This is a genomic window from Variovorax sp. P1_H2 (genome assembly GCF_056405295.1).
In genome coordinates this window covers 1-16,171 of sequence record NZ_JBFUCJ010000038.1, presented here as the reverse complement: position 1 = coordinate 16,171, position 16,171 = coordinate 1, and the positions used below count along the sequence as shown (strand labels likewise).

The following is a 16,171-nucleotide window of genomic DNA, read 5'->3' as shown; positions in this document are numbered from 1 at the left end:
TTGCCTTGCTGTAAATAATTTCTCAGATGGGTTGGAGCGCGCTCAATTCAACAGGTTCACTCGACCGGTTCGCTGACGCATTGCAGCGGGTGCCCGGCCTGATGCGCCGCTTCCATCACCTGATTGACCTTGGTGGCCGCCATGTCGCGGGAGTACACCCCGCAGACACCCCGGCCATCGAGGTGGATCTTGAGCATGATCTGGGTCGCGGTCTCCCGGTCCTTGCTGAAGAACTCCTGGATCACGACGATGACGAATTCCATCGGCGTGTAGTCGTCGTTCAGCATCACGACCTGGAACATCTGGGGCGGCGCGGTCTTCTGCGGTCGCCGCTCGAGCACGACCGCATCGCCATCGTCCCGCCTCGGCTTCACGGCCGGCGGCGTCTTGGGGGTCGAAGGGATTCTGGTAGCCATGAAATTCATTTTATAGAGCCGCCGCCGGTTGCACTCGACGATGTGACACAACTGGTGGCGGCTTTGTGACATTCAAGGCGAATGCGGCCAGGAGAGCACGTTTCAACGGATGCAAGCAGCATGCCCCGACGGCGCAAAGGCCTGCTGCCCGAGGGTTTTTACGGCCATGAAAAAGCCCCGGCGCCTGTCGGCCCGGGGCTCGGGAGCGAAGCGTCCGAGCGGACGCTTCGGCCACTTTTTACATGTTGTCGATCATCACCTGCCCGAAGCCCGAGCAGCTGACCTGGGTGGCGCCTTCCATGAGCCTTGCGAAGTCGTAGGTGACCTTCTTGCTGGCGATCGACTTCTCCATCGAGCGGATGACCAGGTCGGCGGCTTCGGTCCAGCCCATGTGGCGCAGCATCATTTCGGCCGAGAGGATCTCGGAACCCGGRTTCACGTAGTCCTTGCCCGCGTACTTCGGCGCCGTGCCATGGGTGGCTTCGAACATCGCGACCGTGTCGCTGAGATTGGCGCCGGGAGCGATGCCGATGCCGCCGACCTGGGCCGCCAGAGCGTCGGAAATGTAGTCGCCGTTCAGGTTGAGGGTCGCGATCACGCTGTATTCGGCCGGCCGCAGCAGAATCTGTTGCAGGAAAGCGTCAGCGATCGAATCCTTGACGGTTATTTCTTTGCCGCTTTTCGGGCTCTTGAGCTTCATCCACGGGCCGCCGTCGACCAGTTCCGCACCGAATTCCTTGGCCGCCAGACCATAGGCCCAGTCGCGGAAACCGCCTTCGGTGAACTTCATGATGTTGCCCTTGTGCACGATCGTGACACTGGGCTTGTCGTTGTCGATGGCGTACTGGATCGCCTTGCGAACCAGGCGTTCGGTGCCCTCGCGCGACACCGGCTTGATGCCGATGCCGGAGGTATTCGGAAAGCGGATCTTCTTGACGCCGAACTCCTCCTGCAGGATCTTGATGAGCTTCTTCGCCTTGTCGCTCTCGGCTTCGAATTCGATGCCGGCATAGATGTCTTCGGAGTTCTCGCGGAAGATCACCATGTTGGTTTTCTGGGGCTCCTTGACCGGGCTCGGAACGCCTTCGAAATACTGGATCGGCCGCAGGCAGACGTACAGGTCCAGCTCCTGGCGCAACGCGACGTTCAGCGAGCGGATGCCCCCGCCCACCGGGGTGGTCAGCGGGCCCTTGATCGACACCACGTAGTCGCGCACGGCGTCCAGGGTTTCCTCGGGCAGCCAGACGTCGGGACCGTAGATCCGGGTCGATTTCTCGCCGGCGTAGACCTCCATCCACTGGATCTTCCGCTTGCCGCCGTAGGCCTTGGCCACGGCCGCATCGACCACCTTGAGCATGACCGGCGTGATATCCAGTCCGGTGCCGTCGCCTTCGATGAATGGAATGATCGGCTGATCGGGCACATTGAGCGAATTGTCGGCGTTGACCGTGATCTTCTGGCCTTCGGTCGGGACTTTGATGTGCTGATAGTTGGACATGAGACAAGACTCCGGATGAGATGAAGGCCGGAACACAGCGGGTTTCCAGTCGCCTGAATACCCTTAGAATTTTAGACGCAACCGGAGGAGCCCGAAGGATGTGTCAACCACCGCCGTGCCGGCTCCGTTGTTGGCAGACCTTCTGCCGGCCGGGAGGCGTTTTCAAACCATTTCCATTGAGGAATCCGTAATGAGCAAAGTTCTCGCAGTCATGATGGCCGGCCTGTTCGCAGCTGGTGCCTATGCGCAAAATCCGGCCGGCGCCTCGTCGGAACAACAGCCGATCACCAACTCCAAGCCCCAGCAGCGAGCCGTCGAGCGCCGCGCCTCGAAGCCGCAAGGGGAAGTGCGTCCTCAAGCTGGCGACGCCCCCAAGACCGCTGAGGGCAGCGGCGGCCTAGCCCCGAGCGGTGCAGCAACGGCCGGCCAGGCACGCGCCGAGACCCGCAGCGACCGTCGCCGCAACAAGGACGGCAGCGTTCGCAAGATGAACCCGCAAGGCGGCACGCCGCAGTAATCGGATTCGTCCGGTCATTGAAAAGGCGCTCCACGGAGCGCTTTTTTTTGCCCGGACGAACCGACCCTGTTCTTTTGGGTCAGGCAATCCTGGCCAATAGGAGGTAAGCTTTGCGCTCAATCGATCATGCCCGCCTCAGCGGGCATTCTTGTTTGCGTTGCCGTCCCCGAAAGTCGACCATGTTCATGCGTTTTTTCAGTCTTCTCGCGCTGTCTGTTTCATTGACGGCTATTTCCAATGCCCAGGAACCGCAAAGCCAATTGCCGCGGACCCGCATATCAGCCGGCATGTACCAGATCGACGCCCAGGTGGCGCAGTCGCCCCGGGAACGCGAAATCGGCCTGATGTTCCGCAAGGAAATGCCGCCGACCGAGGGCATGGTGTTTGTCTTCGAACAGTCCGCCACCCAGTGCTTCTGGATGAAGAACACCCTGCTGCCGCTGACCGCCGCCTTCGTCGCCGACGACGGCCGCATCGTGAACCTGGCCGACATGCAGCCGATGACCGAGGATTCGCACTGCTCCAAGGAACCGGTCCGCTTCGTGCTCGAGATGAACCAGGGCTGGTTCGCGAAGAAGAACATCAAGGCCGGGTCCAAGCTCGGCGGCGAGCTGTTCGCCAACCGCCGCTGATCCGGCCGCCCGACCAGCAAAAAGCCGACCCGCGGGTCGGCTTCCTTTCGGTCCTCGAAAATGGGGAATCAGCCGAAGTTCTTGGCGACGAAGTCCCAGTTCACCAGCTTCGCGAGGAAGGTCTCGACATACTTGGGGCGCAGGTTGCGGTAGTCGATGTAGTAGGCGTGCTCCCAGACGTCGACCGTCAGCAGCGCCTTGTCGGCGGTGGTCAGGGGCGTCCCGGCGGCGCCGGTATTGACGATGTCCACCGAGCCGTCGGCCTTCTTCACCAGCCAGGTCCAGCCGGAGCCGAAGTTGCCGACCGCCGACTTCACGAAGGCTTCCTTGAAGGCCGCGTAGCTGCCCCACTTGGCGTCGATCGCCTTGGCCAGGGCGCCGCTGGGTTCGCCGCCGCCGGCCGGCTTCATGCAGTTCCAGAAGAAGGTGTGGTTCCAGATCTGGGCCGCGTTGTTGTAGATGCCGCCGCTGGACTTCTTGACGATTTCCTCGAGCGTCATGCTCTCGAACTCGGTGCCCTTCTGGAGGTTGTTCAGGTTCACGACATACGCATTGTGGTGCTTGCCGTAGTGGTATTCCATCGTTTCCTTCGAATACTCGGGCGCCAGGGCGTCGAGCGGATACGGCAGAGGAGGAAGAACGTGTTCCATGTTTTTTTCTCGCGGGTTGGTTGAGGGAATCGGAGATTCTAGGAAGGATTCGTGCAACGGACGTCGGACGTCGCCGCGATGTCCCTGTTGCGGCCCTTATTGCACCACTTTCAGGTCCACCGCGCCGTCGGCCAGCTGCGCTCTGACCGGGTCGCCCGGCGCCAGATCGGCGGCCCGCGTGACCGCTCGGCCATCGGCGTCCGTCAGCCAGGCATAGCCCCGCTGCAGCACCAGCGCGGGATCGAGCAACTGCAGGCGCAGCGCGGCACGCTCGAGCCGTTCGTGGTGGCGGGCGAGCGTACTGCGCAGTCCGAGCGGCGCCCTCGCCTGCAAGGCCTGATGCGCCTGCGCGAAGCGGCCGGTCCGGGAGAGCACCGCGTAGTGCAGGCGCTGCGCTTGGTGGGCGAGGCCCAGGCGCTGGCGCGCCACCAGCGTCGACGGGCGCCCGAGGCGGCTCGTCGCGACATCGAGGCGCTGGCCCAGGACGTCGAGGCGGCTCGAGATGGCGTCGCGCAGCCGATCCTCGAGCAGGCCGAGCGCCCCGAGCCACAGCTCGCGCGGTGCCGCGACCAGCTCGGCGGCGGCGGTCGGGGTGGGTGCGCGCACGTCGGCGCAGAAGTCCGCAATGGTGAAGTCGGTCTCGTGGCCGACACCGCTGACCACCGGCACCGGACTCTGCACGATGGTGCGCGCCAGGGTCTCGTCATTGAAGGCCCACAAGTCCTCGATCGAGCCGCCGCCGCGCACCAGCAGGATGACGTCGACCTTCGGCTCGAGCGCATAGAGGGACTGGAGCGAGCGCACCAGTTCCGCCGGCGCGCCGGCGCCCTGCACCGCCGCCGGCGCCAGCACGACCGGAATGTGCGGCACCCGGCGCCGCAATGCGGTGACGACGTCGTGCAGCGCCGCGGCACCGAGCGAGGTCACCAGCCCGATGGCGCGCGGCAGGATGGGCAGTTCCCGCTTGCGCGCGGGATCGAACAGCCCTTCGGCCTCGAGCCGGGCCTTGCGCTGCAGGAACTGCTCGAACAAGGCGCCCTGCCCGGCGCGGCGCAGGCTCTCGACCACCAGTTGCAGGTCGCCGCGCGGCTCGTAGACCGCGAGCCGTCCGCGCACTTCGACCTGGTCGCCGTCGCGCGGCGCGAAATCGAGCAGGCTCGCGGCGCGCCGGAACATGGCGCAGCGAAGCTGGCCGGATTCGTCCTTCAGCGAGAAGTAGCAGTGGCCACTGGCGGCCCGCGAGAAACCCGAGATTTCGCCGCGCACGCTGACCGGGTTGAAGCGCGCATCCAGCGCATCGGCGACCGCCCGGCACAAGGCGCCAACGGCCCACACTCTCACGCCAGACGAGGGCGGTTGCTCACGTTCAATCATCATTTGCCGCTGTCACAAGCCTGAGTCGTCCACAAGGCGGACTGCTCTCCCCCCAAAAATCGGGGTACCGCTACCACAGGCACAGGTTGCCGTGCAAGCTATTGATTTCATTGGAAAAAGTGCTGCTCAATTTTCAGTCGATCTGTGGAAACGCCCAGCCGGCGCGGCCCTGGACAGGTTGCTCTGCGTGTTAGTCACAAAGTTATCCACATATTCTGTGCGACGGCGCCGACACGAATACTTCTCGTAACAACGCGCCGCGCGGGTGGATAATCGCCGCGCATTGACAGTCCATGGGCCGGAGGAATCCTTGTTTTCCATCATAGTTGCTGCGGGTTGGCCGATCTGGCCATTGCTCGCTTGTTCGGTGATCGGCATGGCGCTCGTCATCGAGCGATTCACCAGTCTCAAGACCTCCAGGGTCCTGCCGCCCAAGCTGCTCGACGAAGCGATCACGGTCTCGCGGGCGTCGATTCCGGGCCCCGACGTGGTCACCAAGCTGGAACAGAACTCCGGCCTCGGTGAAGTGCTGGCCGCCGGCTTCCGCGCCCTCAACACCAATCCGATGGCGACCGAGGACGACCTGCGCGTGTCGATGGAATCGGCCGGCCGCGTGGTGGCGCACAGCCTCGAGCGCTACCTGCCCGCTCTCGCCACCATCGCGTCGGCGGCGCCGCTGCTCGGCCTGCTCGGGACCGTGATCGGGATGATCGAGATCTTCGGCTCGCAATCGCCGGCCAACGGCGCGGTGGGCTCGGGCAATCCGGCGCAACTGGCGCACGGCATCTCCATTGCGCTCTACAACACCGCCTTCGGCCTCATCATCGCCATTCCGGCGCTGATCTTCTGGCGCTACTTCCGCAGCCGGGTCGACGAATACCTGCTCAACCTCGAACTGGCCGGCGAGCGCTTCGCCCGCCACCTGGACACGCTGCGCCGATGAGAATGCACTTCCGCCACGGCTCGCGCGAGGAGCCCGAGATCAACCTGATCCCGTTCATCGACGTGCTGCTGGTCGTGCTGATCTTCCTGATGCTGTCGACCACCTACAGCAAGTTCACCGAGATGCAGCTCCGGCTGCCGGTGGCCGACGTCGAGGCCCAGCGCGACTATCCGAAAGAAGTGATCGTCGCCGTGTCGGCCGACGGCCGTTATTCGATCAACAAGACGGTGCTGCCGGACCGCAACGTCGAGACCGTGACCGCAGCCCTGACGGCCGCCGCCGGCGGCGCCAAGGACAACGTCGTGATCATCAGCGCCGACGCCAGCGCGGCCCATCAATCGGTCATCACGGTGATGGAAGCGGCGCGCCGGGCCGGACTGATGCAGATCACCTTCGCCACCCAGTCGGCCACTCAGGCGGGGCGCTAGTTGCGGGACGCCTGGCTGCGACGCGGCGTGCAGGCCCGCTTGTTGTGGCCGCTGTCGCTGCTGTTCGGCGGGCTGGCAGCGCTCCGGAGAACCCTCTATCGGCGGGGCGTACTGCGCACCGAAGGTGCCGGCGTGCCGGTCGTCATCGTCGGCAACGTGATCGCCGGCGGCTCCGGCAAGACGCCGGTGGTGATGGCGATCGTGCGGCACCTGGCGGCCCGCGGCCTGCGCGTCGGCGTCGTCTCGCGCGGCTATGGCCGCAGCACGCAGGATTGCCGAGAGGTGCTGGACGACAGCGATCCGGCGGCGGTCGGCGACGAACCGGCGCTGATCCGCCGCTCGACCGGTGTGCCGGTGTTCGTGGCCCGGCGTCGCATCGAGGCGGTCCGTGCCCTGCTCGCCCGCCATCCGTCGACCCAGGTGATCGTGAGCGACGACGGCCTGCAGCATCTCGCCCTGGCCCGCGACGTCGAGATCTGCGTCTTCGACGACCGCGGTATCGGCAATGGCTGGCTGCTTCCGGCGGGCCTGTTGCGCGAGCCCTGGCCGCGCCATTGCGACCTGGTCCTCCATACCGGCGAGCAGCCCGCGTTTGCCGGCTTCAGGGCCCGGCGCACGCTCGCGGACCACGCGCTGCAGCGCGACGGAAGCCACGTGCCGCTGGCCTCGTTGGCCGGACGCCCGCTGGTCGCGGTCGCGGCGATCGCCAAGCCCGAGGGCTTCTTCGACATGCTGCGCGCGCGGGGTGTGCTGCCGGCGCAATGCATCGCGCTGCCCGACCATGACGATTTCAGCCACTGGAGCCCGCCCGGAGGCTCCGGCCAGCTTCTGCTGTGCACCGAGAAGGACGCCGTGAAACTGTGGCGCAAGGCCCCGGCCGCGCTGGCCGTTCCGCTGGTCTTCGAACCCGAGCCCGGCTTCTTCGCCGCACTCGACGCAAAGCTATCATCGAGCGATGGACACCAAGCTGCTTGAACTGCTCGTCTGCCCCGTCACCAAGGGCCCCCTGACCTGGAACGCCGAGAAGCAGGAACTGGTCTCGCGCAGCGCCCGCCTCGCCTACCCCGTGCGCGACGGCATTCCGGTGCTGCTCGAAAACGAGGCGCGCACCCTTTCCGACGAAGAGTTGGGGCTGTGAGCACCGCACCGGGCCGCTCCCAAGCGAGCTCGCACCGCAGTGCGCAGCACGGAGCTTCCCCTTGAACACCGCATTCACCGTCCTGATCCCGGCTCGACTGGCGTCGACGCGGCTGCCGGACAAGCCGCTGGCCGACATCGCCGGCCTGCCGATGGTGGTTCGCGTCGCCCAGCAGGCCGCCCGTTCGGGCGCCGCCAGCGTAGTGGTGGCGGCGGACGATGCCCGCATCGTCGATGCCTGCAGCGCGCACGGCGTTCGCGCCCTGCTGACACGCACAGATCACGCGAGCGGCAGCGACCGGCTGGCCGAAGCCTGCGCACAGCTCGGCCTGGCCGACGACGCGATCGTCGTCAACGTCCAGGGCGACGAGCCGCTGATCGAGCCGGGCCTGATCGACGCCGTGGCCGAGATGCTGGCGATGCATCCCGGCGCCGCGATGAGCACCGCGGCGCATGCGATCGATTCGCTGGAGGATTTCGTCAATCCGAACGTGGTCAAGACCGTGCTCGATGCCGCGGGCAATGCGCTCTATTTCAGCCGCGCGCCGATCCCCTGGTGGCGTGACGGCTTCGCCGCCAGCGGCCCGACCGCGCTGCCGGCCGCGCCGGCGCCGCTTCGCCACATCGGCATCTACGCCTACCGGGCCGGCTTCGTGCGCGGCTTCCCCGACCTGCCGCCGGCGCCGGTCGAGGCGACCGAGGCCCTCGAACAACTGCGCGCGCTGTGGCACGGCCACCGAATTGCGGTTCATGTCAGCGCGCATGCGCCGGGTCCGGGCATCGACACGCCGGAGGACCTGGCGCGGGTCCGCGCCCTCTTCAGCGCCTAGAAGCGAGCGCCTGCGGGCCGGACCGGGCCCGCACCCCATGCTATCCTCGAAGCAAACTCCGCCCTGGACCGTGCTTCATGCACACCGTGGCGCGACAGAAATCAAAGAACCTTCCGAGGACACCATGAGACTGATTTTGTTGGGCGCCCCCGGGGCAGGAAAAGGCACGCAAGCGGCCTTCATTTGCCAGAAGTACGGCATCCCCCAGATCTCCACTGGCGACATGCTGCGGGCCGCCGTCAAGGCCGGCACGCCGCTGGGCCTCCAGGCCCAGGCCGTCATGGCATCGGGCGCGCTGGTGAGCGACGATCTGATCATCAACCTGGTCAAGGAGCGCATCGCGCTGCCGGACTGCGCGCAGGGCTTTCTCTTCGACGGCTTCCCGCGCACCATCCCCCAGGCCGAAGCGATGCGCGCGGCCGGCGTCAAGCTCGACTACGTGCTCGAGATCGACGTGCCCTTCTCGGACATCGTCGAGCGCATGAGCGGGCGCCGCTCGCATCCCGCCTCGGGACGCATCTACCACCTGAAGTTCAACCCGCCGAAGACCGAAGGCAAGGACGACCTCACCGGCGAGGACCTGATCCAGCGCGAGGACGACAAGGAAGAGACCGTGCGCAAGCGGCTCGAGGTCTACAGCCAGCAGACACGTCCGCTGGTCGACTATTACTCGAACTGGGCCAAGGTCGAACCGGCAGCCGCGCCGAAGTACCGCGCGATCAGCGGCGTCGGCAGCGTCGACGACATCACCCAGCGCGCGCTCGCCGCCCTGTCCAGCTGATTCAGGCCGGGCTGGAACGCAGCCCGTAGGCCTTGCCGTCGGCGAACAGGTATTCGACTCGAAGCACGGCATCGCCCTTTTCGTCCTTGGTGGCGAAACCGACGACGGAGATCGTGCTGCCGGGCTGGATTTCGCGCACCTTCCAGGCCTCCATCCTCGTCAGCGGTGCCAGTTCGAGCTCCCACTGGCGGTCCTTGCGGCGCGGAACCGTCGCCTTGGCGAGCAGGCCCGGGCCGTCGACCGGCGCGCTCTGCGCCGGCAAGGCGCGCTGCGACAGGTCGGCGGGCACCTTGAGGTCGGCCGGCACCTCGATCGTCAGTTCGGCATGCGGGTTCTGCCAGCGCGAACTCAACACCTTGCCTTCGAGGTAGAGCGGCCGGTCCTGGTCGAAACTGCTCCATCCATGGTGGGCCCACGCGAAGGGCATGGCGCCGGGGAGCGTGACGGCGGCGAACATGAGGCTGCGACGTTTCATGCGGGAAGCTCCTTTCGGACTGAAGGCGCTCAATAGGCGATCCAGCGGCCGCAGAACACGACCGCCAGCCAAATCGCAGTGGACGACAACATCTGTACCCGCGCCAGCAGGTCAAGTTTGGCCAGCGAACGGCGGCCATGGAACCACAGTGCATTGCCGCCGGCCAGCACCAGCAACCCCATCTTGACCTGGAACGCACGGTTGGCGAGCAGTTCGGCCGGCTGCGTGGCGAACATCAGCGATCCGCTGAGCGCCACCAATGCGAAGCCGGTCAGCACGATGCTCAGCGAGAGCCTTGCCAGGCCCGCCACCGGCAAGGTCGCGGCGCGACCGAAGACACGCGCCTCGAGCGCCACCAGGTTGCCGAGCAGCAGCGCGATGCCGACGATGTGCACCGCCTCCAGCGCCGGATAGGCCCAAGGGGTCGATCGCAGCGCGTCGAGCATCGCGTCAGTGGGCGGCACCGCCGGCGAGCAGTTCCAGCATCAGCGCGATCCGCGCCTTGACCGGCGTCAGCGCGCCGGCGTCACGCAGGCTCTGGTTCGGCTTCGGCAGGATCCGCCCCTCGGCGCAGCGCGTCGCCCGCAGCACCGCCACACCTTCGGCCTGCGCCCTGAGGGCCGCCGCCTCGAGCGCCTGATGCAGCGTTCCATTGCCGGTCGCGGCCAGCACGATCCCCTGCACCGGCTCGGCCACGCCGCGGCGGCGCTCGTCGAGCAGCAAGTCGACGAGGGTTCCCCTCGCTTCGGCATGGCTCGCCAGGATCTCGACGCGCGGCCAGGCCGTCGAGGCCGCGATGCGATCGTAGGACGCCCGTGCGGCCGGATCGGTCGCCGGCCAGTCCCTGAGCTGTCGCACCGCCGCTTCCTCGACGTAGGCCAACGGTCCGGCATCGCCGGAATCGAAGGCATCGAGCCGATAGGTGTGGACCTTTTGCACCTCGAAAGCGCTGTGGACGGTGCCGGCACACACCGCGACCACGCCGCGCGCCCCCGGCGTGGCGGCGACGCTGATCGCGTCGCGCAGATTCTGCGGCCCGTCAGGCGCCAGGGCGCTTGCAGGCCGCATCGCGCAAGTCAGGACCACCGGCTTCGAGGGCGCCAGCACCGACTGCAGGAAGAAGGCAGTCTCCTCGAGCGTGTCGGTCCCGTGGGTGATGACCACGCCCGCCACATCCGGCTCGGCGAGCCAGTGCGCACAACGATGCGCCAGCGTCCGCCAAATGGCGAAGCCCATGTCCTTGCTGTCGACCTGAGCCACCTGCTCGGTCTCGAGCGAAACGCCGGACGGCGCGTCGATGCCCTGCAGCAGATCGCCGACGCAAACTTCGCCCGCGGTGTAGCCGATGTTGTCGTTCGCCGCACCGGCACGGCCGGAGATGGTCCCGCCGGTACCGAGGACGATCACGCGGCGTCTGTCACGGATGGAGATTTCGTCCATTGCTTGCCAACTTTTGAAAACTGGTTAAAAATACAGGTACTGGACGTTTAGCCAGTGCCTCGTCAGGAGCCATCATGCAGTTCGCCGTCAAGCTTACAGCCCGCCAGCAGCAGATCCTCGATTTGATCCAGAGCGCCATCGCACGCACTGGCGCCCCGCCCACGCGGGCCGAAATCGCCGCCGAGCTGGGCTTCAAATCGGCCAATGCGGCCGAAGAGCACTTGCAGGCGCTGGCGCGCAAGGGCGTCATCGAACTCGTGAGCGGCACGTCGCGCGGCATCCGCCTCAAGGGCGACGCCCTGCGCTCCCTCAACGAATCCCGCAACAACCAGTTCTCGCTCTCGCTGCCCGGCATGGCCCAACTGGCGCTGCCCCTGATCGGCCGCGTGGCCGCCGGCTCGCCCATCCTGGCCCAGGAACACATCGACCAGACCTACTACGTCGAGAACACCCTCTTCCAGCGCCAACCCGACTACCTCCTCAAGGTGCGCGGCATGTCCATGCGCGACGCCGGCATCATGGACGGCGATCTGCTGGCGGTCCAGTCCACCAAGGAAGCCCGCAACGGCCAGATCGTGGTGGCGCGGCTGGGCGACGAAGTCACGGTCAAGCGCCTCAAGCGCAACAAGCAGGTCATCGAGCTTCACGCCGAAAACCCCGACTACCCCACCATCGTGGTCCAGCCCGGCGAACCCTTCGAAATCGAGGGGCTCGCGGTCGGCCTGATCCGCAACACGATGCTGATGTAACCCGAGCTTCATCGCGCGTGCGGTCAGCATGCGCACCCGATCCGGCCGCGACAGGTGGCGGGCGTATGGCCAAGAGCCATCACCCTGTCGAGGCCGATGAAAGCAATCCTGCCTGTGTCCAACCTCTGACTTTTCTGGAGTTCACATGGGAATCGCTCTCCTCAGCATTGCTGATCTTCTGACGCCACTGCAATCGCTGGCCGACCGCTGGATGCCGCGTCGCCGCTCGGGCCGGGCCATGTCCTCGGGCCTGCGCTACGTCGGGATCCGTCCGAGCTGCGCAATGCGACAAGGCGCAACCGGTGGCACCGCCGCCGCAAGTGCGGCGCCGGTGCGTCCCCTGCGCGTGGTCCGCATGGTCGATGCGCATCAACCGGGCCGCCCCGCCGGCCGCATGGTGATCTCGGGTCGAATGGCGGACGTATGCGCAGAACTCGATCGCCTGGTCGCGCTCGAAGCCGCCGAGGCCCTACCACGGCCCGTCCACTTGCACTGAGAGTCCGACACAAAGTCGACCGACCGTCACAGCATGCCGTTCGTGCAAGGCACAATGGCATGCCATGAACATTGTGATCCTCGACGACTATCAGGACGCCGTGCGCAAGCTGAATTGCGCCTCGAAGCTCGACGCCTATGCGGCCAAGGTCTATACCAACACGGTCAAGGGCATCGGACAGCTCTCGGTTCGACTCAAGGACGCAGACGTCATCGTTCTGATCCGCGAACGTACCCAGATCTCCCGCCAGCTGATCGAGAAGCTGCCCAAGCTCAAGCTGATCTCGCAGACCGGCCGGGCCGGAGGGCACATCGACATCAATGCCTGCACCGAACAGGGCGTCGCGGTGGCCGAGGGATCGGGCTCGCCGCTRGCGCCCGCTGAACTCACCTGGGCACTGATCATGGCCGCGATGCGCCGCCTGCCCCAGTACATCAGCAACCTGAAGCACGGCGCCTGGCAGCAGGCCGGCCTCAAGTCGGCCTCGATGCCACCGAACTTCGGCCTGGGCTCAGTGCTCAAGGGCAAGACCCTGTGCATCTGGGGCTATGGACGCATCGGTCAGCTGGTGGCGCGCTATGGCCAGGCCTTCGGCATGCAGGTCGTGATCTGGGGCCGCGAGCAAAGCTGCGCCAAGGCACGCTCCGATGGTTTCCAGGTGGCGCCCAACCGCGAGGCCTTCTTTGCCGCGGCCGATGTGCTGTCGATCCACCTGCGGCTGAGCGACGAGACCCGCAGCCTGGTGACGCTCGAGGATCTTTCGCGCATGAAGYCGACCGCGCTGTTCGTCAACACCTCGCGCGCCGAGCTGGTCGAGCAGGATGCACTGCTGGCGGCACTGAACCGCGGACGGCCCGGGCTGGCCGCGATCGATGTCTTCGAAAGCGAACCCCCCTTGCAGGGCCACGCGCTGCTGCGGCTCGAAAACTGCATCTGCACGCCGCACATCGGCTATGTGGAGCAGGAGAGCTACGAGATGTACTTCGGCCAGGCTTTCGACAACGTCGTGAGCTTCATCAAGGGCAATCCGACCAACATCGTCAACCCCGGCGCGCTGCAGGTCCGCCGTTGAAGCGCCCTGCGCTGCCGGCGGCCCTGTGGGCCCTGCTGGCAGGCAATTTCGTCATCGGCACCGGCGTGATGGTGGTGCCCGGCACGCTCAACGAACTCAGCCAGTCGCTGCAGGTCAGCGCCGCCACGGCCGGCCAGCTGATCACCGCGGGCGCGATCGTGATGTGCCTCGGCGCCCCCTTGCTGGCAGCGCTGGTCGCGGGCTGGGACCGCCGGCTGCTGCTCGCCTGGACCATGCTCTGGTACGCCGCCGGCCACCTGCTCTCCCTATTGATGCCGAGCTTCGGCGGCTTGTTGCCGGTTCGCATGCTGACCGTGGTCGCACCTGCCGTCTTCACCGCGCAGGCAGCCGCCTGTGCCGGCTTGCTGGTGGCGACCGAGCAGCGCGGCCGGGCCGTCACCTTCGTCTTCCTCGGCTGGTCCATGGCCTCGGTGCTGGGGCTGCCGATCGGTGCGTTGGTCGGTGGGCACTTCGGCTGGCGGGCGGCCTTCGGCGTCATCGCCCTGCTCTCGCTCGCCAGCGCGGCGTGGATCTGGCTCAAGCTGCCCCCGGGCATCCGCCCTCCCGCGCTGTCACGCTCGGCTTGGGGCAGCGTCCTGAAGAGCCCGTTGCTGATGGGCGTGGTTTCCGTCACCGCGCTGCAGGGCGCCGGCCAGTTCGTGCTGTTCAGCTACTTCGCGCCGGTCGTGCGGCAGGGCCTCGGCGCAGACGCGACCCAGCTGGGCCTGCTGTGGGCCTGGTTCGGCGCCTGCGGCCTGCTGGGCAACATGGTCGTGAGCCGCTACATCGACCGCATCGGCGCCGCGCGCATGGTGCTTGTCACCAGCGGGCTGATTGCGCTGAGCCTGCTGTTGTGGCCGCTGGCCATCACCTTCGCCACGCTGGCGCTGATCCTGGTGCCCTGGGGCCTGGGTTGCTTCGCCACCAATTCGGCCCAGCAGGCACGATTGGTCTCGCTGTCGCCGACGCTCGCACCGGGCTCGGTGGCGCTGAACAGCTCGGGCATCTACGTCGGCCAGGCGGTGGGAGCGGCGGCCGGCGGCTGGCTGCTGGCCCACGACGCCATCGCCTGGATGAACTGGGTCGGCCTGGCCACCGTGCTGCTCGCCATTGCACTGAGCGTCACGGTGGGGCGGGCGCAGCGTCGCGCGCTCGCCGTCAGCGCTTGATCGGGCGCGGAGCGATTTCCGCCTCGGTGCTCGGATCGAAGAGGTCGAAATCGATCACGTGCGGATCGTTGGAAGGCGTCGGCGGCCTGACCGGCTCGAGCGGCGTCGGCATCGTCTCGTAGGCCGTCTTGTCGAAGGCGCCCAGGTCCATCTCGAGATCGGGCAGCTGCGGCGGCGGGTCGGCCGGGGGCGGAACCGCCGATGGCGGTCGGAGCTCCGGGTCCATCACCGTTTCGTGCTGCATGCCCTGATCGATCGAACCGTAGATCGAAGGCGGCAGCACCGGCCCGTCTCCCAGCGTCCGAGGCGGAGTCTCGGCCTCCATCGGTGCAGAGGCCGTCGGCGCAAAGTCGCGCGCCACGGGCGCGACGAAGGCATGGGGCTCGAAGGCGGCGGGCGACGCGTTGGCGGGATCGATGACTTCCTTGGCCACCGAATAGAGCAGCAGAAGCTCCTGGTAGGCGGCCAGATCGAAGGCCCCGTCATCGTGGCGTCCGGGCTTACGGAACACCAGCTCCTCGATCAGGGCCAGCGTGCCCGGCGCCGGCCACAGCGACTCGATGCGAGCGAGCGTGCTGGGGTAGTACTCGAGCCCCTTGCCCGTGTCGCTGAAGTGCTCGAATGACGGTACATCGGCATTGAAGGCGCGCTCGAACTCCTCGGCCAGCCGCGCGTAGTCGTCCCGGCGATCGAGAGAATGGAAGATCCGCAACAGATCGAGATAGGCCAACGCGCTGGTGCCGGGATTGGCGGCAATATGCTCGCGCAGCACGGCGATGGCCTGGTCGTGCTGTCCCAGCGACAGGAAGAAGTCGGACTGCTGCTGCACATCGAACAGCTCTTCGGTGTTGACCGAGCGCACCGGTGCGCCCTCGGCCAGTTGCGCCGGATGGGGCAGCGGCGCGTGCGGACCGCTGTCGAGCCCGTCCTCGTCGTCGTCCGCATCGAGTCGAGCAAACGGTGTCGGACCGAAGGTCCTGGGCGGAGCGCCGCGGCGGGCCCGCGGCGGTTCGGTATCGAGGTCCAAGTCGTCGTCGAGCAGGCCGCCGTCCGGACGCGGCCGGCGCGGGTCGCCGGCCCCCGCCGCGGCATCGCCCCACCACGCCGGCGCCGTCGCCCGGCGCGCCAGCCGCCAGAGCATCAACAGGCCTATCAGTGCCAGCAGCAGCAGCGCCACCAGCGCATAGACCAGGGGATTGAAGTAGCGGCTCTCGCGCGCCTGGGCCAGTTCGCTGCGTACTTCGAGCAGGGTCCGCTGGTTCTGCGCCGCCTGCTCGCGCAGTGCGGCCAGCGTGGCCTCCATGTCCTTGACGCGCTTGGCCTCCCGTCGCGATTCCTCGGCGGCGGGATCGAGGGCACTCCAGAGTGCCGCCGCAGCGGCGCGGCGGACCGGGTCCGGCGCATCGGGCAGGTTCAGCTCCGGCGTGGCCTTGAGATTGCCGGCCAGCGCCGGTGCCGGCTCCAGCGCCTCAACCTGCAGCCGAGGCCGGCCGGCGCCGGGGTCCCGCGGGGCTTCGGGCGCGGCCGGCTGCGCTGGCGGCCTGGCTGCGACGCGCGCGGCAGG

General features: G+C 67.0%; 20 protein-coding genes. 12 read left to right on the top strand and 8 right to left on the bottom strand.

Annotated features, from left to right (window positions below; translation table 11 throughout):
• Nucleotides 1–56: 56 nt before the first annotated feature.
• Both clpS and icd read right to left on the bottom strand, forming a co-directional pair.
• Nucleotides 57–416 carry an ATP-dependent Clp protease adapter ClpS gene (clpS, locus tag AC1D2E_RS15330; protein ID WP_478174203.1) on the bottom strand — a complete coding sequence of 120 codons (360 nt, stop codon included), beginning with the start codon at nucleotides 414–416 and terminating at the stop codon, nucleotides 57–59.
• Nucleotides 417–654: 238 nt separating this feature from the next.
• On the bottom strand, nucleotides 655–1,914 hold the full coding sequence (gene icd / locus AC1D2E_RS15325; protein ID WP_478174204.1) for an NADP-dependent isocitrate dehydrogenase: 1,260 nt from the start codon (nucleotides 1,912–1,914) through the stop codon (nucleotides 655–657).
• A 190-nt stretch (nucleotides 1,915–2,104) separates the two neighbouring features.
• On the opposite strand from icd, the gene AC1D2E_RS15320 reads away from it, so the two are divergent.
• Both AC1D2E_RS15320 and AC1D2E_RS15315 read left to right on the top strand, forming a co-directional pair.
• A complete protein-coding gene (locus AC1D2E_RS15320; RefSeq protein ID WP_478174205.1) occupies nucleotides 2,105–2,431 on the top strand; it encodes a cell envelope biogenesis protein TolA in 327 nt (108 codons plus the stop codon).
• A 179-nt stretch (nucleotides 2,432–2,610) separates the two neighbouring features.
• Nucleotides 2,611–3,063 (top strand): DUF192 domain-containing protein, encoded by a 453-nt coding sequence (locus tag AC1D2E_RS15315; protein ID WP_478198174.1) that lies wholly within the window; start codon nucleotides 2,611–2,613, stop codon nucleotides 3,061–3,063.
• A gap of 68 nt (nucleotides 3,064–3,131) precedes the next feature.
• On the opposite strand, the gene AC1D2E_RS15310 is transcribed toward AC1D2E_RS15315, so the two are convergent.
• Together AC1D2E_RS15310 and xseA are read right to left on the bottom strand one after the other, a co-directional pair.
• Nucleotides 3,132–3,713: a superoxide dismutase gene (locus AC1D2E_RS15310; RefSeq protein WP_478198173.1), complete on the bottom strand. Its 582-nt coding sequence runs from the start codon at nucleotides 3,711–3,713 to the stop codon at nucleotides 3,132–3,134.
• 96 nt (nucleotides 3,714–3,809) lie between these two features.
• On the bottom strand, nucleotides 3,810–5,087 hold the full coding sequence (gene xseA / locus AC1D2E_RS15305) for an exodeoxyribonuclease VII large subunit (RefSeq protein ID WP_478198204.1): 1,278 nt from the start codon (nucleotides 5,085–5,087) through the stop codon (nucleotides 3,810–3,812).
• Between the two features lie 310 nt (nucleotides 5,088–5,397).
• Between xseA and AC1D2E_RS15300 the strand changes: the two genes are divergently transcribed.
• The 6 genes from AC1D2E_RS15300 (at nucleotide 5,398) to adk (ending at nucleotide 9,206) form a co-directional block, all read left to right on the top strand.
• Nucleotides 5,398–6,030, top strand: a complete 633-nt coding sequence (locus AC1D2E_RS15300; RefSeq protein WP_478198172.1) for a MotA/TolQ/ExbB proton channel family protein — start codon at nucleotides 5,398–5,400, stop codon at nucleotides 6,028–6,030.
• 2 nt (nucleotides 6,031–6,032) lie between these two features.
• The gene (locus AC1D2E_RS15295; RefSeq protein WP_478174224.1) at nucleotides 6,033–6,458 is read left to right on the top strand and encodes an ExbD/TolR family protein; all 426 of its coding nucleotides are present in this window, start codon (nucleotides 6,033–6,035) and stop codon (nucleotides 6,456–6,458) included.
• Nucleotides 6,459–7,433, top strand: a complete 975-nt coding sequence (lpxK, locus tag AC1D2E_RS15290) for a tetraacyldisaccharide 4'-kinase (RefSeq protein ID WP_478198171.1) — start codon at nucleotides 6,459–6,461, stop codon at nucleotides 7,431–7,433.
• On the top strand, nucleotides 7,414–7,596 hold the full coding sequence (locus AC1D2E_RS15285) for a Trm112 family protein (protein WP_478174210.1): 183 nt from the start codon (nucleotides 7,414–7,416) through the stop codon (nucleotides 7,594–7,596). Before lpxK ends, AC1D2E_RS15285 begins: the two co-directional genes overlap by 20 nt.
• Before the next feature lie 61 nt (nucleotides 7,597–7,657).
• Nucleotides 7,658–8,425, top strand: a complete 768-nt coding sequence (gene kdsB, locus AC1D2E_RS15280; protein WP_478198170.1) for a 3-deoxy-manno-octulosonate cytidylyltransferase — start codon at nucleotides 7,658–7,660, stop codon at nucleotides 8,423–8,425.
• A 124-nt stretch (nucleotides 8,426–8,549) separates the two neighbouring features.
• On the top strand, nucleotides 8,550–9,206 hold the full coding sequence (gene adk / locus AC1D2E_RS15275; protein WP_478198169.1) for an adenylate kinase: 657 nt from the start codon (nucleotides 8,550–8,552) through the stop codon (nucleotides 9,204–9,206).
• A 1-nt stretch (nucleotide 9,207) separates the two neighbouring features.
• Here adk and AC1D2E_RS15270 read toward each other — a convergent pair whose 3' ends face one another.
• From AC1D2E_RS15270 to AC1D2E_RS15260, 3 genes are read right to left on the bottom strand one after another with little or no spacing between them, the layout of a single operon-like run.
• Nucleotides 9,208–9,681, bottom strand: coding sequence for a DUF6152 family protein (locus AC1D2E_RS15270; protein WP_478198168.1), 474 nt, complete (start codon nucleotides 9,679–9,681; stop codon nucleotides 9,208–9,210).
• Nucleotides 9,682–9,710: 29 nt separating this feature from the next.
• Nucleotides 9,711–10,127, bottom strand: a complete 417-nt coding sequence (locus tag AC1D2E_RS15265; RefSeq protein ID WP_478198203.1) for a hypothetical protein — start codon at nucleotides 10,125–10,127, stop codon at nucleotides 9,711–9,713.
• Between the two features lie 4 nt (nucleotides 10,128–10,131).
• Nucleotides 10,132–11,121, bottom strand: coding sequence for an asparaginase (locus AC1D2E_RS15260; protein WP_478198167.1), 990 nt, complete (start codon nucleotides 11,119–11,121; stop codon nucleotides 10,132–10,134).
• Nucleotides 11,122–11,195: 74 nt separating this feature from the next.
• On the opposite strand from AC1D2E_RS15260, the gene lexA reads away from it, so the two are divergent.
• From lexA to AC1D2E_RS15240, 4 genes are all read left to right on the top strand, one after another.
• Nucleotides 11,196–11,870, top strand: coding sequence for a transcriptional repressor LexA (gene lexA / locus AC1D2E_RS15255; protein WP_286367640.1), 675 nt, complete (start codon nucleotides 11,196–11,198; stop codon nucleotides 11,868–11,870).
• Between the two features lie 145 nt (nucleotides 11,871–12,015).
• A complete protein-coding gene (locus AC1D2E_RS15250) occupies nucleotides 12,016–12,366 on the top strand; it encodes a hypothetical protein (protein WP_478198166.1) in 351 nt (116 codons plus the stop codon).
• Nucleotides 12,367–12,430: 64 nt separating this feature from the next.
• Complete coding sequence (locus AC1D2E_RS15245; protein ID WP_478198165.1) at nucleotides 12,431–13,438, top strand: D-2-hydroxyacid dehydrogenase family protein; 1,008 nt, start codon at nucleotides 12,431–12,433, stop codon at nucleotides 13,436–13,438.
• A complete protein-coding gene (locus AC1D2E_RS15240) occupies nucleotides 13,435–14,607 on the top strand; it encodes an MFS transporter (protein WP_478198164.1) in 1,173 nt (390 codons plus the stop codon). The genes AC1D2E_RS15245 and AC1D2E_RS15240 overlap by 4 nt, the downstream gene beginning before the upstream one ends.
• Here the strand turns inward: AC1D2E_RS15240 and AC1D2E_RS15235 are convergent.
• A partial coding sequence (locus tag AC1D2E_RS15235) for a hypothetical protein (RefSeq protein WP_478198163.1) occupies nucleotides 14,597–16,171 on the bottom strand: 1,575 nt, incomplete at its 5' end. The genes AC1D2E_RS15240 and AC1D2E_RS15235 overlap by 11 nt on opposite strands.

Coding starts and splice junctions, on each gene's coding strand:
- AC1D2E_RS15270 (WP_478198168.1), bottom strand. CDS start 9,681: ATGAAACGTCGCAGCCTCATGTTCGCCGCCGTCACGCTCCCCGGCGCC.
- adk (WP_478198169.1), top strand. CDS start 8,550: ATGAGACTGATTTTGTTGGGCGCCCCCGGGGCAGGAAAAGGCACGCAA.
- clpS (WP_478174203.1), bottom strand. CDS start 416: ATGGCTACCAGAATCCCTTCGACCCCCAAGACGCCGCCGGCCGTGAAG.
- AC1D2E_RS15320 (WP_478174205.1), top strand. CDS start 2,105: ATGAGCAAAGTTCTCGCAGTCATGATGGCCGGCCTGTTCGCAGCTGGT.
- AC1D2E_RS15315 (WP_478198174.1), top strand. CDS start 2,611: ATGTTCATGCGTTTTTTCAGTCTTCTCGCGCTGTCTGTTTCATTGACG.
- xseA (WP_478198204.1), bottom strand. CDS start 5,087: ATGATTGAACGTGAGCAACCGCCCTCGTCTGGCGTGAGAGTGTGGGCC.
- AC1D2E_RS15260 (WP_478198167.1), bottom strand. CDS start 11,121: ATGGACGAAATCTCCATCCGTGACAGACGCCGCGTGATCGTCCTCGGT.
- lexA (WP_286367640.1), top strand. CDS start 11,196: ATGCAGTTCGCCGTCAAGCTTACAGCCCGCCAGCAGCAGATCCTCGAT.
- AC1D2E_RS15310 (WP_478198173.1), bottom strand. CDS start 3,713: ATGGAACACGTTCTTCCTCCTCTGCCGTATCCGCTCGACGCCCTGGCG.
- AC1D2E_RS15250 (WP_478198166.1), top strand. CDS start 12,016: ATGGGAATCGCTCTCCTCAGCATTGCTGATCTTCTGACGCCACTGCAA.
- AC1D2E_RS15295 (WP_478174224.1), top strand. CDS start 6,033: ATGCACTTCCGCCACGGCTCGCGCGAGGAGCCCGAGATCAACCTGATC.
- AC1D2E_RS15285 (WP_478174210.1), top strand. CDS start 7,414: ATGGACACCAAGCTGCTTGAACTGCTCGTCTGCCCCGTCACCAAGGGC.
- AC1D2E_RS15265 (WP_478198203.1), bottom strand. CDS start 10,127: ATGCTCGACGCGCTGCGATCGACCCCTTGGGCCTATCCGGCGCTGGAG.